Here is a 15,524-nt window from a genome sequence, read left to right on the forward strand (position 1 = left end):
ATATAGACCAAATAGACCGGACAGACGAGATAGACCTCTTACTATTGGCCATTGACCACCTGTACCACCGCGCCGTCCGCACCGCGGACTGCGTCGGTCAGGACCCGCTCGCCCTCGTTGAGTCCGGAGAGAATCTCGATGCGTCCGTCGAGCCGGCGGCCGGTCTTGACCCATCGCAGGCGGGCGATGCGGTCGGACCCCACGACAAAGACGCTGGTCAGCTCGCCTCGCTCCACCACGGCCGAGGAGGGCAGCACGATCGTCCGGCTGGTGCCTTTATCCAGCTGCAGCCGCCCGAACATGCCCGTTTTCAAGCCGGGCGTGCGCGGCAAATCGACCTTGACGGTAAACGTATGGGTTTGCGGATCGCCGGCTGGCAGAATCTGGCTCACCACGCCGCTGAGGACCTGCCCGCCCAGGGCATCGATGGTCACCGGAATCTTATCGCCGCGGGAGACCGCCTTGAGATCGCCTTCCGCAACCGTCGCTTCCAGCCGCAGCCGGCTGGGATCTTCCATTTTCAGCAGGGGCTGGCCCGGCGAGGCCAGCTCGCCCTCTTCCACTTTTTTCTCGGTGATGACCCCGTCGAAGGGAGCTTTGACGATGGTATAGCTCAGCTGAGCCAGCACGGCTTTGCGGGCGGCTTCCGCGACCTTGAAGCCTCGCGTGGCGTTCTCCATTTCCTGCTTCGACACGGCGTCCTGCTTATACAAGGTGCTCATGCGGTCGAGGTGCGCCCTGGCATTGTCGACCTCGGCGGCGGCGCGCGCGAGTTCCGCCTCGAGATCCCGGTTATCCAGCTCGATGAGCTTTTGTCCTTTGGCAACCTGGGCGCCCTCGCGGACCCACAGCTTGTCGATGGTCCCCTGAACGCGGCTGGACAGCACGGCTTGGTACACGGCGGCCACCTGCCCGGTCACTTCGACGCGGATCGGCACCTCCGAGGCCTTGATCTCCATGACCGCCGCTTGGATGCCGGTCTGCGGCGCGGCCGAGACAGGCGGGGTGGCCGGCTCCTCCTTCGACCCGCATCCCGCTGTGAGAAGGAGCACCGTCACCGCCACCAACCACGGTAAGCCTGTCCTGTTGGATCGTCGTTGCACCATAGAAAAAGGCCGCCGCTGAGGTCCGGGTTGAAGCCGGCGGCGACAACCTTGGCCCACGCCTTGGCCTTTTGCAAGCGCCTCTATTCCTGTACTCCCAACTTCCGCAACAGCGCCATCATCGGACACCAGCCGGTGAAGGCCGATTGGATCAAGTTCACCGCGACGAACGCGGCGAAGTAGTTCCAATAGGGATGCACCGCGGCGCCGAGGAACAGCGCCAGCAGCACGAATACGCCGGCAATCAACCGCAACAGTTCATTGAGTCTCATGGGTCCTCTCCTTTCTTCGACCCATGTGAGACAAGGCCGAGGGAAAGGATTCTCCCGGCGAATCACGCCTGTTTCTCAAGCTTATTGATCCCCATCGCGTTGAGAATCGCCTTCTCGAAGAACGGCTCGCTGACCCCCTTCTTCATCTTGAGCAGGAAATACTTTTCGAGGGCGATCTTGGCCAGATGCACCCACTTGCCCTTCTTGGCCCAGGTCACGTTGCGCGGCGCCATCTGGGGCAGGGCCACGAAGGCCATGCCGGTGTCGCCCATGTCGGCCAGACAGATCGCATTCCAGGTGGCCGTGTCCTTCTTCTCGTTGTTCTCGATGTCGGCCTTGATATTGTGGACCGCCGCCGACACCATCGATTCGATCATATAGCCGGTCTTCGGCGCGCCGGTCGGAATCGGCGTCTGTTCCACCGGCGGAATCGCCACGCATACCCCCACCGCGTAGATGTTCGGGTACTTCGGATTGGCCTGATAGCTGTCGATGTTGACGAATCCTTTCGGGTTGCACAGCCCTTGCGTTCCGGCCACCGCGTCGACGCCGGCGAACGGCGGGATGATCATCGAATAGCGGAACGGCACTTCCTGCCCGTCTTCGAGCAGCATCTTGCCCGGCTGCACTTCCTTGATCGAGACATTATGGATCGGCTTGATGGAATGTTCGGCGAACTCGTCCTCCATCAAGCGGCGCGACTTGCCGACTCCGGCCAATCCCATATGGCCGATGTAGGGCTCGGGCGTCACGAAGTAGATGGGCACTTTCCTGCGGAGTTTCTTCTTGCGCAAATCGGCATCGAGGATGAACGCCATCTCGTAGGCCGGTCCGAAACAGGACGCACCTTGCGCGGCGCCGACGACGATCGGCCCCGGATCCTTGAGAAAGCTTTGATACGTGCCCCAGGCCTGCTCGGCATGATCCACCGTACAGACCGACTGCGTATAGCCGCTCGGGCCCAATCCCGGCACGGCGCCGAAGTTCAGCTTGGGACCGGTGGCGATGATGAGATAGTCGTACGGCACCTCGCCCTTGGCCGTGATGACGCGGTTCTGCTCCGGTTCGATGCGCGTCGCCGCCGCATGAACGAACTCGATCCCTTTTTTCTCCAGCACCGGACCCAACGCAAAGCTGATGTCCTTCCGTTTCCGCCAGCCGACCGCCACCCAGGGATTCGACGGCACGAAGTGGAAGTAATCCACATTCGAGATGACCGTCACCTTGTGCTTCTTGTCCAACAGCGCCCGCGCTTCATACGCCGCCGGCAAGCCGCCGATCGACGCGCCGATGATCGCAATGCGTGCCATACCCCCTCCTTATGATCAGTCACTCTCGGCTCAGCTCTCCGCCATTGATAAGAGCGGACTCCTTCGCTCGGCTCATTTGAGCCTACGCGTGCACAGAGGATTCGCCTACTGCCAATAGTTCTCGTTTCAAGCCGGCGGCTGATCGCCGAAGGCTGACGCTCTATCGCCCCGCTCCGAATCGATACAGGTCGTGGCAAGTCGTGCACCGGACCGTCATGCTCGACAGCCGCTGAAGGATCTGCTGCGGCGTCTCCTGCTGCACGACCGCATCGGCCAACGCGTCCATATCCTTGTGGATCGACATCCCCATTTGCTTGAACGGAAGCGGCAGCTTCGCCATGATGGCCGGGCTGGTATCCGCCGCCATCGCCATGCCGGCCGCTCTAGCCGCCTGTTCCATCGTCGTTCGATCCGGCTGCGGGTCACCGAGTCCTCTCACCACCCCGTCCACCGCCTTCAAGAGCTGGCGCATCTCCGCCAGGATCTGATCCCGCTCTGCCGGGGCAAGCAGGATTTCCGTCCGACCGTCGGTACCCCGCGTCGTCCATCCCGTCACGAAGAACCATCCGGCGGTCACCAGCGTGACGACCCATAGGGCGAGCGCTATGATGCACAAGCCGCGTTTCATCGTGTTCAATCCTCCTGCATTTTCCGGTCCTCGACAGTGAGTGCAAGGAGGAAACCGCCTGACCGGTTTTTGCGGCTCATACGATTCTTCTAGAAAGTTCAGGAGTTCGGCAAAGGGCCTCTGATTCGCCAGACGCCAGAGAGGGGAGCCTTGCGACAGCGCCTCAGGACGATCTGTTGCAGAAGGCCTCAGTGGTCATCGAATTATGACCGGGCTAGAGCGGCGGCGGCCCAGAGGACGGCCAACGCGACAAGTAGGGAAAGGCGGGGCAGCCAGGCGGAGGTACGCATGAGAGTTCGCTCCCATGGCGATCTCGCCGCGTCCGAGATGGCGCTGATGGTCCTCATCCTCGGTCCAAGAATCAGATCATGCACGACGGTCAGGATCAGCAGCACCACGACCAACCCGAGCTTGACGCGCAGCACGGTAGGCCATCGGTGGGGATCGAACAGCGACAAGCCCCGCTCGTGGAGCAGCAGCGGGCCTGTGCCCAGCAACAGCGCGATGGCTCCGTAAACGACGAGCCGGAACCGCAGCGCCGCGGTGCGAAACAGGGCCATGAACTCCGGCGCCGCTTTCCGCTGCCGCACGAGCGGCGCCAGCACCGCCGAGAGAAACACCATGCCGCCGATCCAGGTGATCGCGGCGATCAGGTGAAGCCAGAGCAGCAGGAGGTGGAAAAAAGACACGAGACGGTCGGATCCGATCAACCAGAGGGAAGGGCGCGCCGAGCCAAACTCGGCGCGCCAGTTTCACTCAGAACGCAATGCCGACGTAGGGGCCGACCTGCATGTAGCTGTTCGTCGTGTTCGTCATGTTGGCCGTCACATGGTACCGCGCGTCCATGCCCAGCCTGATGGCTTTCCAGACGGCATACTCGAAGCCGGCGCCGAATTGCACGCCGACGTCCAGATACTGTGTCTGATTGGACGGCGGGCTGATGACATGGATGTCGAGCCCCACGGGAATCAGCCAAGGCCGGAAGGCGCTGCCTTCCATGAACTTCAACTTGGGAGCGATGTCGATGGTCACCATGGTCAATTGCTGCAAGGAAGGGTTCGTCGAGGTCACTTGAAGGCCTGCGGGAGGACTCGTCCCAACCCCGATGTTGTTGGTGTTCGTGACGACCTTGGACGAGATGCGATTGAACTGCAATCCGATCTCGCCGACAACCCATGTCCCCTTCAGCAAGCCCCAAGCGTCTTTTGTCAGGCCTTGATCCAGCCAGGCGCCGACATACCATCCTCCCTGACTGTTGTTTAGGCCCTCGCCGAGCGGATTCCTCGCATCGGTGAACAACGCGTTGGAACGATCACTGTCCAGGCGCATGAACCCGCCCTTGAACACCACCATGTTGCCGGTTTCTTCAGCCGAAGCCGGCCACACACCACAGACACCGAGCGCCAGCACGATCGCAACGGCGGCACACTTGGCTCCAATGCTCCTGCCCCTCCTTGCCCGAACCTGCATGATGTCCCCCTCCTTGGGTGCTCGTCGCGGAGCACGGCCCTTCCTGCGAGCGTTGTGCTGATTTGCGCTCGCCGGCCCGAGACATCAGCATGGTGAATAAACGAATCATGGTGAACGGGTCATTGGTCAATAGTCATTGGTCCTTGCACATGAGATCATCGAGCAGTGACCGTCGACCATTGACGAATGGCTATCTGTCGGCCCTGATGACCATTGACAATTGACTGTTGACTGATTTCGCGCAGCGGAAGCCCAGCCAGTTGATCTTCGTGTGGGGATCGGTCCCGTTCCGCATGACCACCCGCATGGTGGTGGTGCTGTCCATCCAACCGCCGCCGCGAAAGGCTTTCTGGGTGCCGGTCTCCGGCCCCTTTGGATTCCGGTCCGGCGCAGTCTTGTAATAATCCTGGTCGTACCAATCGGCGACCCACTCGGCGACGTTGCCGATCGTCTGATACAGCCCGTAGGGGCTCACCGCGTTCTCGTACTTATCGACGGAAATCAGCGGCGGATAGAGCAGCAGCCGTTCGGGGCGATCGCGCACCGGCCCGGACAGACCCGTCCGCCCGAAGTTCGCCCGCGTCAGGCCGGCGGACTCACTGCCCCACGGAAAGAGCCGTCCATCTTCACCCCGCGCGGCCTTCTCCCACTCCGCCTCCGTCGGCAGCCGTTTGCCCGCCCACGTGCAGTAGGCGTCGGCGTCATACCAGGACACGTGCATGATCGGATGGTGGGCCATCGTGTCCTGGAAGTTGCCGCCGTCATACCGCCAATCCAATTGGGGCTTACGACCGGTCGCATTGGGGCTTACGACCGGTCGCAAGGATGAACTTGAGATACTGGAGATTGGTCACTTCATATGTGTCGATCTCAAAGGCATCGACATAGATACGCCGCTGGGGCAACTCCGACCGGTAGGCGTTGCGGTCCGTTTTCTTGTCGCTGCCCATGAGGAACCCGCCGGCCGGCACCAACACCATCTCGTCTTTGGCTTTCCAGTTCGCCGCCCGTTCCTGAGCCAGCCTTTTACCGGCCTGGGTCCATTCGACGACGATGTCCTGCGTGTCCAGCCCCCAAGCCATGCGCGCCATGATGAGCAGCGCCACGATGACGAGCACCGCATTGATGACCCATTCCCATTTTCGGTACCTTCGTAGTTCCTCCTCTTTCACAATGGTGGCCTCCTTCTTGAGACAGAAGTCATCGGTCAATGGTCATTGGGTCAATGGTTGTCTAGGAGGGATCTCTTCACCTTTGACTATTGACAGATGACCAGTAACGTTTTTCTCCGACCGCGCGCAACGAAATCCCGTCAAATAGCTTCGCCGGTCGGGCTCCCCGCCGTTGCGGCCGGCCGAACGGGCCACCTCCGGATCCTCGTTCCACGAGCCTCCGCGGAAGACTTTCAGCTCGCCCGTCTCCGGTCCCGGCGGATTCCTGTCGTGGCCGCGGCGGTAATACTCAGGATCGAACCAATCGGACACCCACTCGCTCACATTGCCCGCCATCTGGTGCACGCCGTAGGGGCTCACGCCCTTGTCATAGCGATCGATGTTCGCCAGCGGGGGGTACCTGAACCCGCGCTTTGATCCGGAATGCGCGATGTTGCTTTTGATCCAGCCGGCCGGCTCGTTGCCCCACGGGAACACGCGCCCGTCTTCGCCCCGCGCCGCCTTCTCCCATTCCGCTTCGGTCGGCAGGCGCTTGCCCGCCCACCGGCAATAGGCGTCGGCTTCGCGCCACGTGACGTTGATGACCGGATGCAGCGCCGCTTTTTCCGGGAACGGGCTCTCCCGCCAGAACTTGGGCCAGTCCACGCCCGCCGCAAGGACGAATCGCAGGTAGTCCACGTTCGACACCTCGTACTTGTCGATCTCGAACGCGTCCACGTAGACCTTGTGCTGCGGCAATTCTTGCGGGCCCGCCGCGCGATCCGCTTTGGGATCGCTGCCCATCAGAAACCACCCCGCCGGCACCGCGACCATCCCGCCAGGCGTCTCCATCGCCGCCATCCGCTCCGGCCCGTCCAGCGGCGTCCACAAGGGCGGCTGCTTCGATGACTCGTGGTTGGCCAGCGCCAGCGAAGCCGCGAATGCAAAATTCAAAATTAAAAATGAAACAGGTTTTTTCATTTTACATTTGGCATTTTTCACTGCATCAGCGCCGCTCACCGTTCCTGCTTGTGGATCATCGGCTCGATTTCTTTCTTCGCTTCCTCCGTCACGTTGTACCGAACGTAGTCGTGATCCAGCACTTCGTTGGCGTACAGCCGCCCCGTCGGAGCCGGAACGACCACTTTGGCCTCTACGGTGCTCTTCGGACCGACGGTGACGGTCTGCTCGACCGGCGTCCGGACGTAGGGATGCCAGACGACCAACTTATAGGTACCCGGCGGCACATCGGTGATGGTGAACCGGCCCTGCTCGTCCGTCTTCGCGAAATAGGGATTCATCACCGCGACGCCCCAGCTTTCCATGTAGGCATGGAAGCCGCACTGCATGACGAAGATGCGCCGCCCCTTGCTGAGGTTGACCAGCTGCTTCATCGGCGCGCCGGCCATGTGCCGGTGATACATTGCAGCATCGCTGCGATCCTTAAAGTTCCGCGGATGCTGGGGGTTCATCGGCAGCGGGACGTTGAACAAGACGCGGGCGCCCAAGTGAGACGTTTCGTAGGCTTGAATGTCGTGCATGACGGGATCCATGTTGACCACCGTCACCGATTGATCGTCCCGCACCACGGTCGTAAACGGCAGGAACAGGCAGTCTTTCGCTTCGATCTGAGGCACACCGCCGTCCTCGAAGGGTTTTCCCTTTTCCACTCCCTCCAGATAGACGACCACCTCGCGAAACTCGCCCGCCGGCCCCACGTTGAACGGCTGCAGAATGCGCCAGCCTTGCCCATCGGAAATGCGCCCGCAATAGAATGGATCGGGCAAGGTCGTCAGGTTGTAGCCCTTGGGTTTGGGAACCGCTCCCTCCAGCTTCACGGTGCCCGTGATGGTGCCTCCATCCGACACCGCGATTTCTTCATAGGCATAGACTGGCGCACTGAGGCTTACGAGCATCACTCCGGCCGCTGCAATCTGTTTGACCATCGTCCTTCCTCCGGCCTCTTAAAAGGTTAAGGTTTAGGTCGAGACCGCGACTCTGGATCTTGCTCTCAGCCTCGACCTCCGCCTCAACCTACCAGAAACGCGATGGGGGAGCTACGTGTTGCCGGCAGCTCCCCCATCGGTTACGACGCCATGTCCGACCCGCTTACTTCATGGCGGTTGGAATGGCCTGAACGGCGGGCTCCGTCTCCGCCCGCTTGGCGCCGACACCCGGCGCGCCCAGCGGTTGGATCCGCGTGTCGCCGGCCGGCAACACCCGGAGGTAGCCCCACTGTCCCGACTGCGTGTAGGGCAGCCGTTGGTTCGACCACACGAAGTCGCCCACCTGGCGGTACGGTCCGCCCGCACCGCCGCGGAGGAAGACATCCAGGGTCTCGGACCCGGCGTACTCCACGACGCTGATCATGTCGGCACCCGGCATGTAGGGCTCGATCGGCCATTCATGGCCCTCGATCCCGAACATCCCGTTTTGCTCGCTGTTGGCGCCGATCACGTGGATCCGCACCGCGTCACCGGCATGGGCCTCGATCAGAGGCGTGACCGGATCTTCGGGCTTGTCCACCGCGCACGGCTGGAAGATCTTGCCCAGCGAGCAGCCTTGCTCTTCACGGAACTTGTACGGTTCGGCGCGGTAGTTCACCGACGTCAAACCGGCCACGTTCTGCACGTAGGGCATGAAGGCGGTCCCGATGATGTTGTCCTCATCTTGGAAGAAGAGGGCCACGTCACGATAGTTCCGCTTGCCCACGTTCTCCGGCAGGCTCGCGTCCACGATGACGTCCGCCCGCCAGGAGTTCTTCTGCGAAATGTCGGCGCCCGTCACCGGATCGCGATACTGCGACCCGCGGGGCCCGACGATGACGGCCCCGTACAATCCGTTGCGCGGATTGACGACGATGTTGCCGCCGTCCCACACCAACGACGTCGTCTCCTTGTTGGAGGGATGCGCGTAGTAGGTGTAGCCGCGGCTCTCGCCCGGGCCGATGGTCTGATCGCCGCCGTTGTTGCCGACGTTCAGGCCCTGGCTGTCCTTCGGATCGAAAGCCAAGCCCGGCGCGAAGAACGAGGCGCGGCTGGCTTTCATCTTGTTCTTGAGGTTCACTTTCACACAATCACCCACGTTGACGCGCAGCGTGAGCGGATTCGGCATCACGTTGCCCGCCACCGTGGTGGCTTCCTCTTCCAGCGCGAAGATCTTGCCTTCCGGCACGGTCATTTCGATCTTCCGCTCGAAGTCCACTTCGATCGCATCCGGCGCCTTCGGATTGAGCTTCATCGGGCGGTCCAACGCCACGACGTTGAAGCTCTTCACCGGCGCGTCGGCCGGACACACGCCGCTCGGCGTGGCCGGGATGCCCAGCGGATTGGTGCCTTTGGGCAGCGGCATCAGATCCGGCACTTGCTTGTCGAGCACGCGCACGATGCCCCATCCGCCTTCGGCGAAGTGCGAGCTCCGTCCGTTGAAGTGGATGTAGTCGCCCGGCATGCCCTGGAAGCCGCCCGCCTTGGTGACGAGGTCATACCGCTCGGCGATCCCGACGTGGATCGAGTACTTCCGATTGGCGTCCGCCGCATACCGCTCCGTGAGGAAGGTGTGGCCGGCGATCGTCCAGACGTGCGACTCGTTCATCAGCTGGTGCAACAGGCGGAACACCATGGTGTCGCCCGTGTACGCCCGCAAGAGAGGCGTGTCGGGGTCTCCATGGATCGCGCTGCTGAACAGCTTGGACGTATCCGGATTGTTCGAGAGGCGCTGCGCAAACGGTTCCGCGCGGAAGTTGAAGCCGCTGCCGGTCGTGTGCGTGCCGCCGTTGATGTACTTGTTCGGCGCGTTCAAGATCTTCTCGGGCATCTGGAACGACACCGTCTTACCCGCTTCCAACGCCACTTCGATCGGCTGTCCCGGAGGATTGCCGGCTTCGATGACGTTGACCGTGTGCGGCACCGTGTCGTGGATGGAGACCATCAACTCACGGAAGCTGCCGCTCACGCCGGCGCCGATCGGCTCATTCGAGTGAATGTCCGCGATCGGACCGCTGTACACCAGCTTGCCGTTCTTCGGGTCGTGATAGGTGGACCCGAACGGCTCCACGATCGTCACCCCGAACCCGCCGTGCGGCCAGGTCGTCGCGCCGAACGCGTGGTCATGCCAGAACACGGTCCCCATATCGACGTCCACCCACCACCGATAGCGGACGAACTCCGGCGACACCAGGTCGTTCGCCGGATGGTTGTGCTTCAGCGGCTTGAAGAACATCACCTCGTCGCCCTTGATCTCCTTGATGCGGGCGACTTCGGAGCAGCTCTTGTCCCGCGGCAGCGACGCCGCCGGGTCGTGGCCCTTCTCCAGGCAATCCATGCCGACCATGACTTCGCTGTTCACGTGGAACTTGGTCGCGCCGGGCGCCATTTGGATCTTGATGCTGCTGGCGCCAGCTTTCGCGCCGCCGACGATCTTGGCGACCATCGGAGCGGGCAACCCGTGCTTGTTCGGCTTGCCCCACATGGTGAAGGGGCGCACCGACATTTCGTACTCGAACCCGGAGATCACACCGTCCGAATTCCCCGTGTCGAATTGGAAGAAATGGGGATGGATGTTGATCTTGGACGACTGGAAGTTGGTGTAGTCGTCGTCGTCCCACTCGCTGGTGAGGACCAAGTCCACGCAGTCATACACGTTGGCGCGGATGACCGCCGGAAGCTTGAGGTCGTCGTTGGCTCTGGTCAGGCGCTCCTCTTCGTGGAGCACGTAGATCAGGCCGTCCTTGTCCACGATGGCCGGTTCCTTGCCCTGCTTCTTGGCGAGGGTGATCGGCATGCGGACGAAGTGCAGGTTGTAGAACTTCTGATTGGCGTTCTCAGGACACAGGCTCCAGCGGCCCTGCTCGCCCGGCTTGGCCGGTTCGGAGGTCCGTTCGCCGTTCGCATCCTGGTGGATCGGCTCCAGCCAGGGCGCGCCGCTGTGGTTCGCCGAGAACGGATTGCGCTTGCCGAAGTGCGGCTTCAGCAACGGCCACGCCATCTTGCCCGTCGTCGGGTCGAAGAGAATGGCCGGTCTGGTGCCGTCGTCCCACTTGGCCGCGGCCGGATACTTGGGATTCTGGGCCGTGCTCTCCCGCTCGCCGCGGGCGATGTTGCCGTCCCATTTCCAGTCCCACACCGTCGCGTCATAGGCCAGGATCTGGCCCTTCTCGTCGTTGGTGTGACCCGGTTGGCCCTGAGCCGGCACGAACATTTCGACCCAATCTTTGACGCTCACGATCACCGGATCGGATTTCCAGTTCGTCTTCTGGCTCTTGTCCACGATCTTGAAGGCCTTGCCGAACCAATCGACGGTCGTGCCGATCAGCTTGTCGGAGGACACGCCGAGCTTCATGCGGCCCTTCCGGTCCGGCAATTCCTGCAAGTCCGGCATCGTGTCGGTGTGACCGGCGCCGACTTGCAACGTGTTGTAGAAGCGGCCATAACCCCACATCCCCGCCACATAATGATGCGCGACGTGGCAGTGATAGAGGAATTCGCCCGCCAGGTGCTGGCAGCCGCCGCCGCCGCACTCGGGCTCGAGGTCCAACGCTTCGGACGGTCCGATCACTTCCACGTCCACCCGGTCGGACTTGGTCCGAACGACCGGATACTTCACCGGCCCGTCCTGACCCATCGCCCACATGTTGTTGGGCTCGGTGCCCGGGCTCCGCTGCCACCGGATCGTGCCGCTGTGCGGATGGTGGCTATGGAAGACTTCCGACCCGCCGTGGACCACCCGCCACTTCACCGGATCGCCGAGATAGCCGCGGGCGATCGTGGTGGGCGTGTCGCCGAACGTGTAGGCGCTGTAGGCCATGGACTCGTCTTCGAAGCCGAAATACTCATGCTGCAGGTGCATCTGGTCGATGCCGAACGGCTCGCTGCGATAGTTGATCGCCCGGCCGCCCGGACGGTAGGCGTCCGTCAACGGATCGCGCTGCGGCAAGAAGTCGCCCTTCTTGTTCAACGGGCGGAAGGCTTCGTCGCCGATCTCGTGATAGAACAGGACGAACTCACGGAAGTCCGGTCCCCATCCGTTGTCGATGTTCACCTGCCAGCCGCTCTTCACTTCCTTATCCGGCCCGGTGCCGATCGAATCGACGTATTTCGAGCCCTTCGGCTCGACGATAAAGGCGCCGAACAGACCCAGGACGGTCAATTCGCGGTCGTGGCTGTAGGAGTGGAATTGACGCACGCCTTCCTGCATGTGCGGATGGATGTACCACTCGAACGCCTGCGACTTGCCCGGCGCCACGATGGAATCGGGGTTCGTCGTCGTGGCCGGCTTGCCGGTCGCGCTCACGATCATGCTGGAGGCTTGGATGAACAGGCTGCCGTCCTCGCTCTCCATCTGATTGCGCAGCGTCATCTTGACGCAGTCGCCCTGATTCGCGCGGAGGACGAGGGGTTGGATCACGTCGCCCTGCAGGCCGGTCGTGACGGCGCCGGGATCGTAGCCGTCCTTCTCACGGCTCGCCTTGTTCTTCGCTTCTTCCGCCCGGGCTTTGTCCAAGTCCTGCGTCAGGACGTACATGTACCCGGGATAGTAGTCGAGCCAGCGGTTCAGCGTGATCTCGATGTTGATCATCGAGACGTCATACTGCTTCACGGGGGCGTTGGCCGGGCACTTGCCGCCGGACAACGACACCGGCTCGCCCTTGCCGGCATCGGTCATGAGCAGGAAGCTGGATCCGTCCTGCCCCATGTACTGGTGCATCATCGACATGTTGTTGAACGCGCCGGATGTCTGCTGCGCCTGCGCGTCCTTCTGCGCCTGCTGCTCCAGCTTCTGCATGAGCCGATGGTGCTGCAGCTCCATCTTCTCGGCGTTGCCCGCGCGGCCTTCGATGGCGTTTTCCACCACCGTCTGGCCCTTGAGCTGCTGAGTCCAGCCCGGCATCGCTACCGGCGTCGCATGTCCGCTATGCGACTGCTCGGCCGGGCTCGCAGCGAACAGTCCCGGTGTCGCCACCAGACCGCCGGCCAGCAGGACGCTTTGCAGCATCAGCGCCGCGCTCGTGCGCCGCCGCTTGCGTCTGGGTTGAAAAAGAAAAGACCTCATAGAACGGCCTCCTCGGTTATGCCCGCCATGATCGGCGGATGGTTAATAGACTCGTCGTTCGTATCTCGTGAGGCGCATCTCGTGGTCGAAGACTGCCGAGGTTCCGTACGCTTCACGAACGACGCTTCACGCTTCACGGCCTGGAATCACATAAGAGCTGGTGAGGGGTTCCTTCTTGCGAAGGAGTTGGGTCATTCGGAGGCCGGTCCAAAATCACCCAGACCCCCACCAGCGGCCCCTTACCAGCGCAATACGTATGCCGCCTCCCTGCAGGGAGCACGTCGAACGAGAATTGACCCGCCAATACAGGCGTTCCTGCGTTGGAGCGGCGCAGGAATCGTACAGAGGGCCACCCCGTATTTTTTCGAGGCATTGGACAGAATTCCCTAGCGTTGGAACTGTTCCCTTTTTTATCAATTGTTTGCACTGTCTAAGTAATTGGACGACGATAGCGGAGGAGTGAGTCGAAATAGGGCAACTCCCAGTGCCGACCGCGTTCCTTCGTCTGCTTTGATGAATGGGTACGATGAGGTGTCGGATGGCTCAAGGAGTGTGGTTGCTCACCGGCGCGCTGATCCTTCTCCCGGGCGCCGCTCAGAGTATCGAGTTCGTCGCCGACCAGCTCACCAACATCGACGGCCGCGTCCATCGAGCCAGCCTCTATTGCCGCGACGACATGTGGCGCGTCGAGCACAACGATCAGCGGTCCGTCGAGGTGACGATCGTGAGAAAAGACAAGGGGGTAATGTGGCTGCTGCTCGCCCGCGTCAAGCAGTTCGCCACCGTCCTCTTGGATCCCGCCTCGAAACCGAGCTGCCAGCAAGAGCTGGGACGGATTACGGCCCGCGTCCGCATCGGCACGGAAGTGCTGGACGGACATCCGACCACCGTCTCCCTGGTCACGGCCCGCAAAGGCGATCAGGACGTCGTCTATTACGAATGGTGGGCGGAAGACATCCACCTACCGCTGAGGCTGGCGAGGAAGGACGGCTCCTGGATTATCGAGTACAAAAACGTGAAGCTCCGGCAGGTGTCCCCGCTGATGTTCGAACTGCCGCTGCACTACCGCCCCATCAATTGACCCGGCTCAGTCCGTTTCCTTTATCTGATACTCCCGCAGCTTGAGATACAAACTTGCCCGGCTGATTTTGAGCAGCTTGGCGGCGCGCACCCGATTGCCCGATGTCTGCCCCAAGGCTTGGATGATACGCGCCCGCTCCGCCTCCTTGGCGGCGCTGCGGCCGACGGATCGCAGATCGCTGTCGGCGCTCGGCGACCCCCTGGTCGGAAGCTTATCCGCACAGGTCAGCCACTCACCCGTCGTGGTGACGACGGCCCGCTCGATGTAGTGCTGCAGCTCCCGCACGTTCCCCGGCCAGTCCGCTTCGCTGAGCGCATGCAGCACTTCCTCGGACACCTGCCGTGTCGGCTGGCGATGCCGCGCACAGGAATCCGCCACAAACTGGCGGACCAGCAAGGGGATGTCGTCCTTCCGCTCGCGCAACGGCGGCAGATGGATCGGCAGGACGGCCAAGCGATAGTAGAGGTCTTGGCGGAACGTCCGGGCTTTGACCAGTTCGCACAGATCCTTGTTGGTCGCTGAAATGACCCGCACGTCGATCTTGATCGGCTGCGTGCCGCCGACCCGCTTGATCTCGCCTTCCTGCAGGGCCCGCAACAGCTTGGCTTGAAACGTCGCGGTCGTATCCGCGATTTCGTCGAGAAAGATCGTGCCCCCGTCCGCTTCTTCGAACAGCCCGCGCTTCTGAACCGTGGCGCCGGTGAACGCGCCTTTCATGTGGCCGAACAACTCGCTTTCGAGCAACGTTTCGGGCAGCGAGCCGCAATCCACGACCACGAACGGCTTCTCCCGCCGATCGCTCAACCGGTGAATGGTCTTGGCAACCAGCTCCTTTCCCGTGCCGCTCTCGCCATGAATCAAGACCGTCGCCTGACTGTCAGCCACCAACCGCACCATCTCAAACAATTGCCGCATCGGCGCGCTCCGTCCGAGGATCCCCCCCAACCGTTCCCGCGACGCCGCCTGATCCGCCCGCGACGATTCGCCGGCGTCCGGATGGCGGGCGGCATCCCGCGACGGCTTGAAGAGCACCAGCACGGACGCCACCCGCCCGTCTTGTCCGATCAGCGGAAAAGCCTGGTGCATGCCGCAGGCCGTCCCGTTTCCTTCGGCGGCACAGGACACGGATTGCACCTCCGGCGCATCGAACACCTTGACCGCCGGACAGGTGCCGCAGGGATCGCTCTGCCGCGCGAAGGCCTCATAGCACTTCGCCTGGTGCACGGGAAGCTCGTGGCGCGTCGTCCAGGCGGTCTCGTTGGCATACACGACGTTGAGGGTCCGGTCCATCACCGCGACGCGGTCGGAGAGGCCGCCGGCCAGCTGCTTGATGGCTTCTACCCTGGCGGCGAGGATGGGATCGCTGAAGACACCAGTGGTGCTGTCTGATTGAGATCCGGCCATCTCTCTCCTTAGCACCGAGCGGGAAAGGGCCGAGGACCGAGTCCGGAGTTGTTAC

13 protein-coding genes are annotated in these 15,524 nt (G+C 62.3%); 1 reads left to right on the forward strand and 12 read right to left on the reverse strand.

What is annotated here, in order from left to right:
* Positions 1-41: 41 nt before the first annotated feature.
* The 11 genes from NITMOv2_RS18260 to NITMOv2_RS18310 all read right to left on the reverse strand — a co-directional run bounded on the left by NITMOv2_RS18260 (position 42) and on the right by NITMOv2_RS18310 (position 12,984).
* On the reverse strand, positions 42-1,052 hold the full coding sequence (locus NITMOv2_RS18260) for an efflux RND transporter periplasmic adaptor subunit (protein ID WP_187299262.1): 1,011 nt from the start codon (positions 1,050-1,052) through the stop codon (positions 42-44).
* A gap of 134 nt (positions 1,053-1,186) precedes the next feature.
* Complete coding sequence (locus NITMOv2_RS18265; protein ID WP_053381234.1) at positions 1,187-1,375, reverse strand: YgaP family membrane protein; 189 nt, start codon at positions 1,373-1,375, stop codon at positions 1,187-1,189.
* A gap of 62 nt (positions 1,376-1,437) precedes the next feature.
* Positions 1,438-2,685: an NAD(P)/FAD-dependent oxidoreductase gene (locus NITMOv2_RS18270; RefSeq protein WP_053381235.1), complete on the reverse strand. Its 1,248-nt coding sequence runs from the start codon at positions 2,683-2,685 to the stop codon at positions 1,438-1,440.
* A 160-nt stretch (positions 2,686-2,845) separates the two neighbouring features.
* Positions 2,846-3,313 carry a cytochrome c gene (locus NITMOv2_RS18275; RefSeq protein WP_053381236.1) on the reverse strand — a complete coding sequence of 156 codons (468 nt, stop codon included), beginning with the start codon at positions 3,311-3,313 and terminating at the stop codon, positions 2,846-2,848.
* A 203-nt stretch (positions 3,314-3,516) separates the two neighbouring features.
* Entirely contained in the window at positions 3,517-4,002 is a 486-nt protein-coding gene (locus NITMOv2_RS18280; RefSeq protein WP_145976420.1) for a DUF4149 domain-containing protein, read from the reverse strand.
* A gap of 67 nt (positions 4,003-4,069) precedes the next feature.
* Positions 4,070-4,783, reverse strand: a complete 714-nt coding sequence (locus tag NITMOv2_RS18285; protein WP_145976421.1) for a hypothetical protein — start codon at positions 4,781-4,783, stop codon at positions 4,070-4,072.
* A gap of 190 nt (positions 4,784-4,973) precedes the next feature.
* Complete coding sequence (locus NITMOv2_RS18290) at positions 4,974-5,606, reverse strand: formylglycine-generating enzyme family protein (protein ID WP_274519480.1); 633 nt, start codon at positions 5,604-5,606, stop codon at positions 4,974-4,976.
* Positions 5,569-5,955 (reverse strand): formylglycine-generating enzyme family protein, encoded by a 387-nt coding sequence (locus NITMOv2_RS24765; protein ID WP_274519481.1) that lies wholly within the window; start codon positions 5,953-5,955, stop codon positions 5,569-5,571. Before NITMOv2_RS24765 ends, NITMOv2_RS18290 begins: the two co-directional genes overlap by 38 nt.
* A 42-nt stretch (positions 5,956-5,997) precedes the next feature.
* The gene (locus tag NITMOv2_RS18300; protein ID WP_083448178.1) at positions 5,998-6,915 is read right to left on the reverse strand and encodes a formylglycine-generating enzyme family protein; all 918 of its coding nucleotides are present in this window, start codon (positions 6,913-6,915) and stop codon (positions 5,998-6,000) included.
* Between the two features lie 35 nt (positions 6,916-6,950).
* Positions 6,951-7,880, reverse strand: coding sequence for a carboxypeptidase regulatory-like domain-containing protein (locus tag NITMOv2_RS18305; protein WP_053381242.1), 930 nt, complete (start codon positions 7,878-7,880; stop codon positions 6,951-6,953).
* Positions 7,881-8,043: 163 nt separating this feature from the next.
* The gene (locus NITMOv2_RS18310; protein WP_053381243.1) at positions 8,044-12,984 is read right to left on the reverse strand and encodes a cupredoxin domain-containing protein; all 4,941 of its coding nucleotides are present in this window, start codon (positions 12,982-12,984) and stop codon (positions 8,044-8,046) included.
* Between the two features lie 538 nt (positions 12,985-13,522).
* Here NITMOv2_RS18310 and NITMOv2_RS18315 point away from each other — a divergent pair.
* Complete coding sequence (locus tag NITMOv2_RS18315) at positions 13,523-14,065, forward strand: hypothetical protein (RefSeq protein WP_053381244.1); 543 nt, start codon at positions 13,523-13,525, stop codon at positions 14,063-14,065.
* Positions 14,066-14,071: 6 nt separating this feature from the next.
* On the opposite strand, the gene NITMOv2_RS18320 is transcribed toward NITMOv2_RS18315, so the two are convergent.
* Positions 14,072-15,469: a sigma-54 interaction domain-containing protein gene (locus NITMOv2_RS18320; RefSeq protein ID WP_053381245.1), complete on the reverse strand. Its 1,398-nt coding sequence runs from the start codon at positions 15,467-15,469 to the stop codon at positions 14,072-14,074.
* Positions 15,470-15,524: the final 55 nt, after the last annotated feature.

The sequence above is a fragment of the Nitrospira moscoviensis genome (assembly GCF_001273775.1).
GTDB lineage: Bacteria > Nitrospirota > Nitrospiria > Nitrospirales > Nitrospiraceae > Nitrospira_D > Nitrospira_D moscoviensis.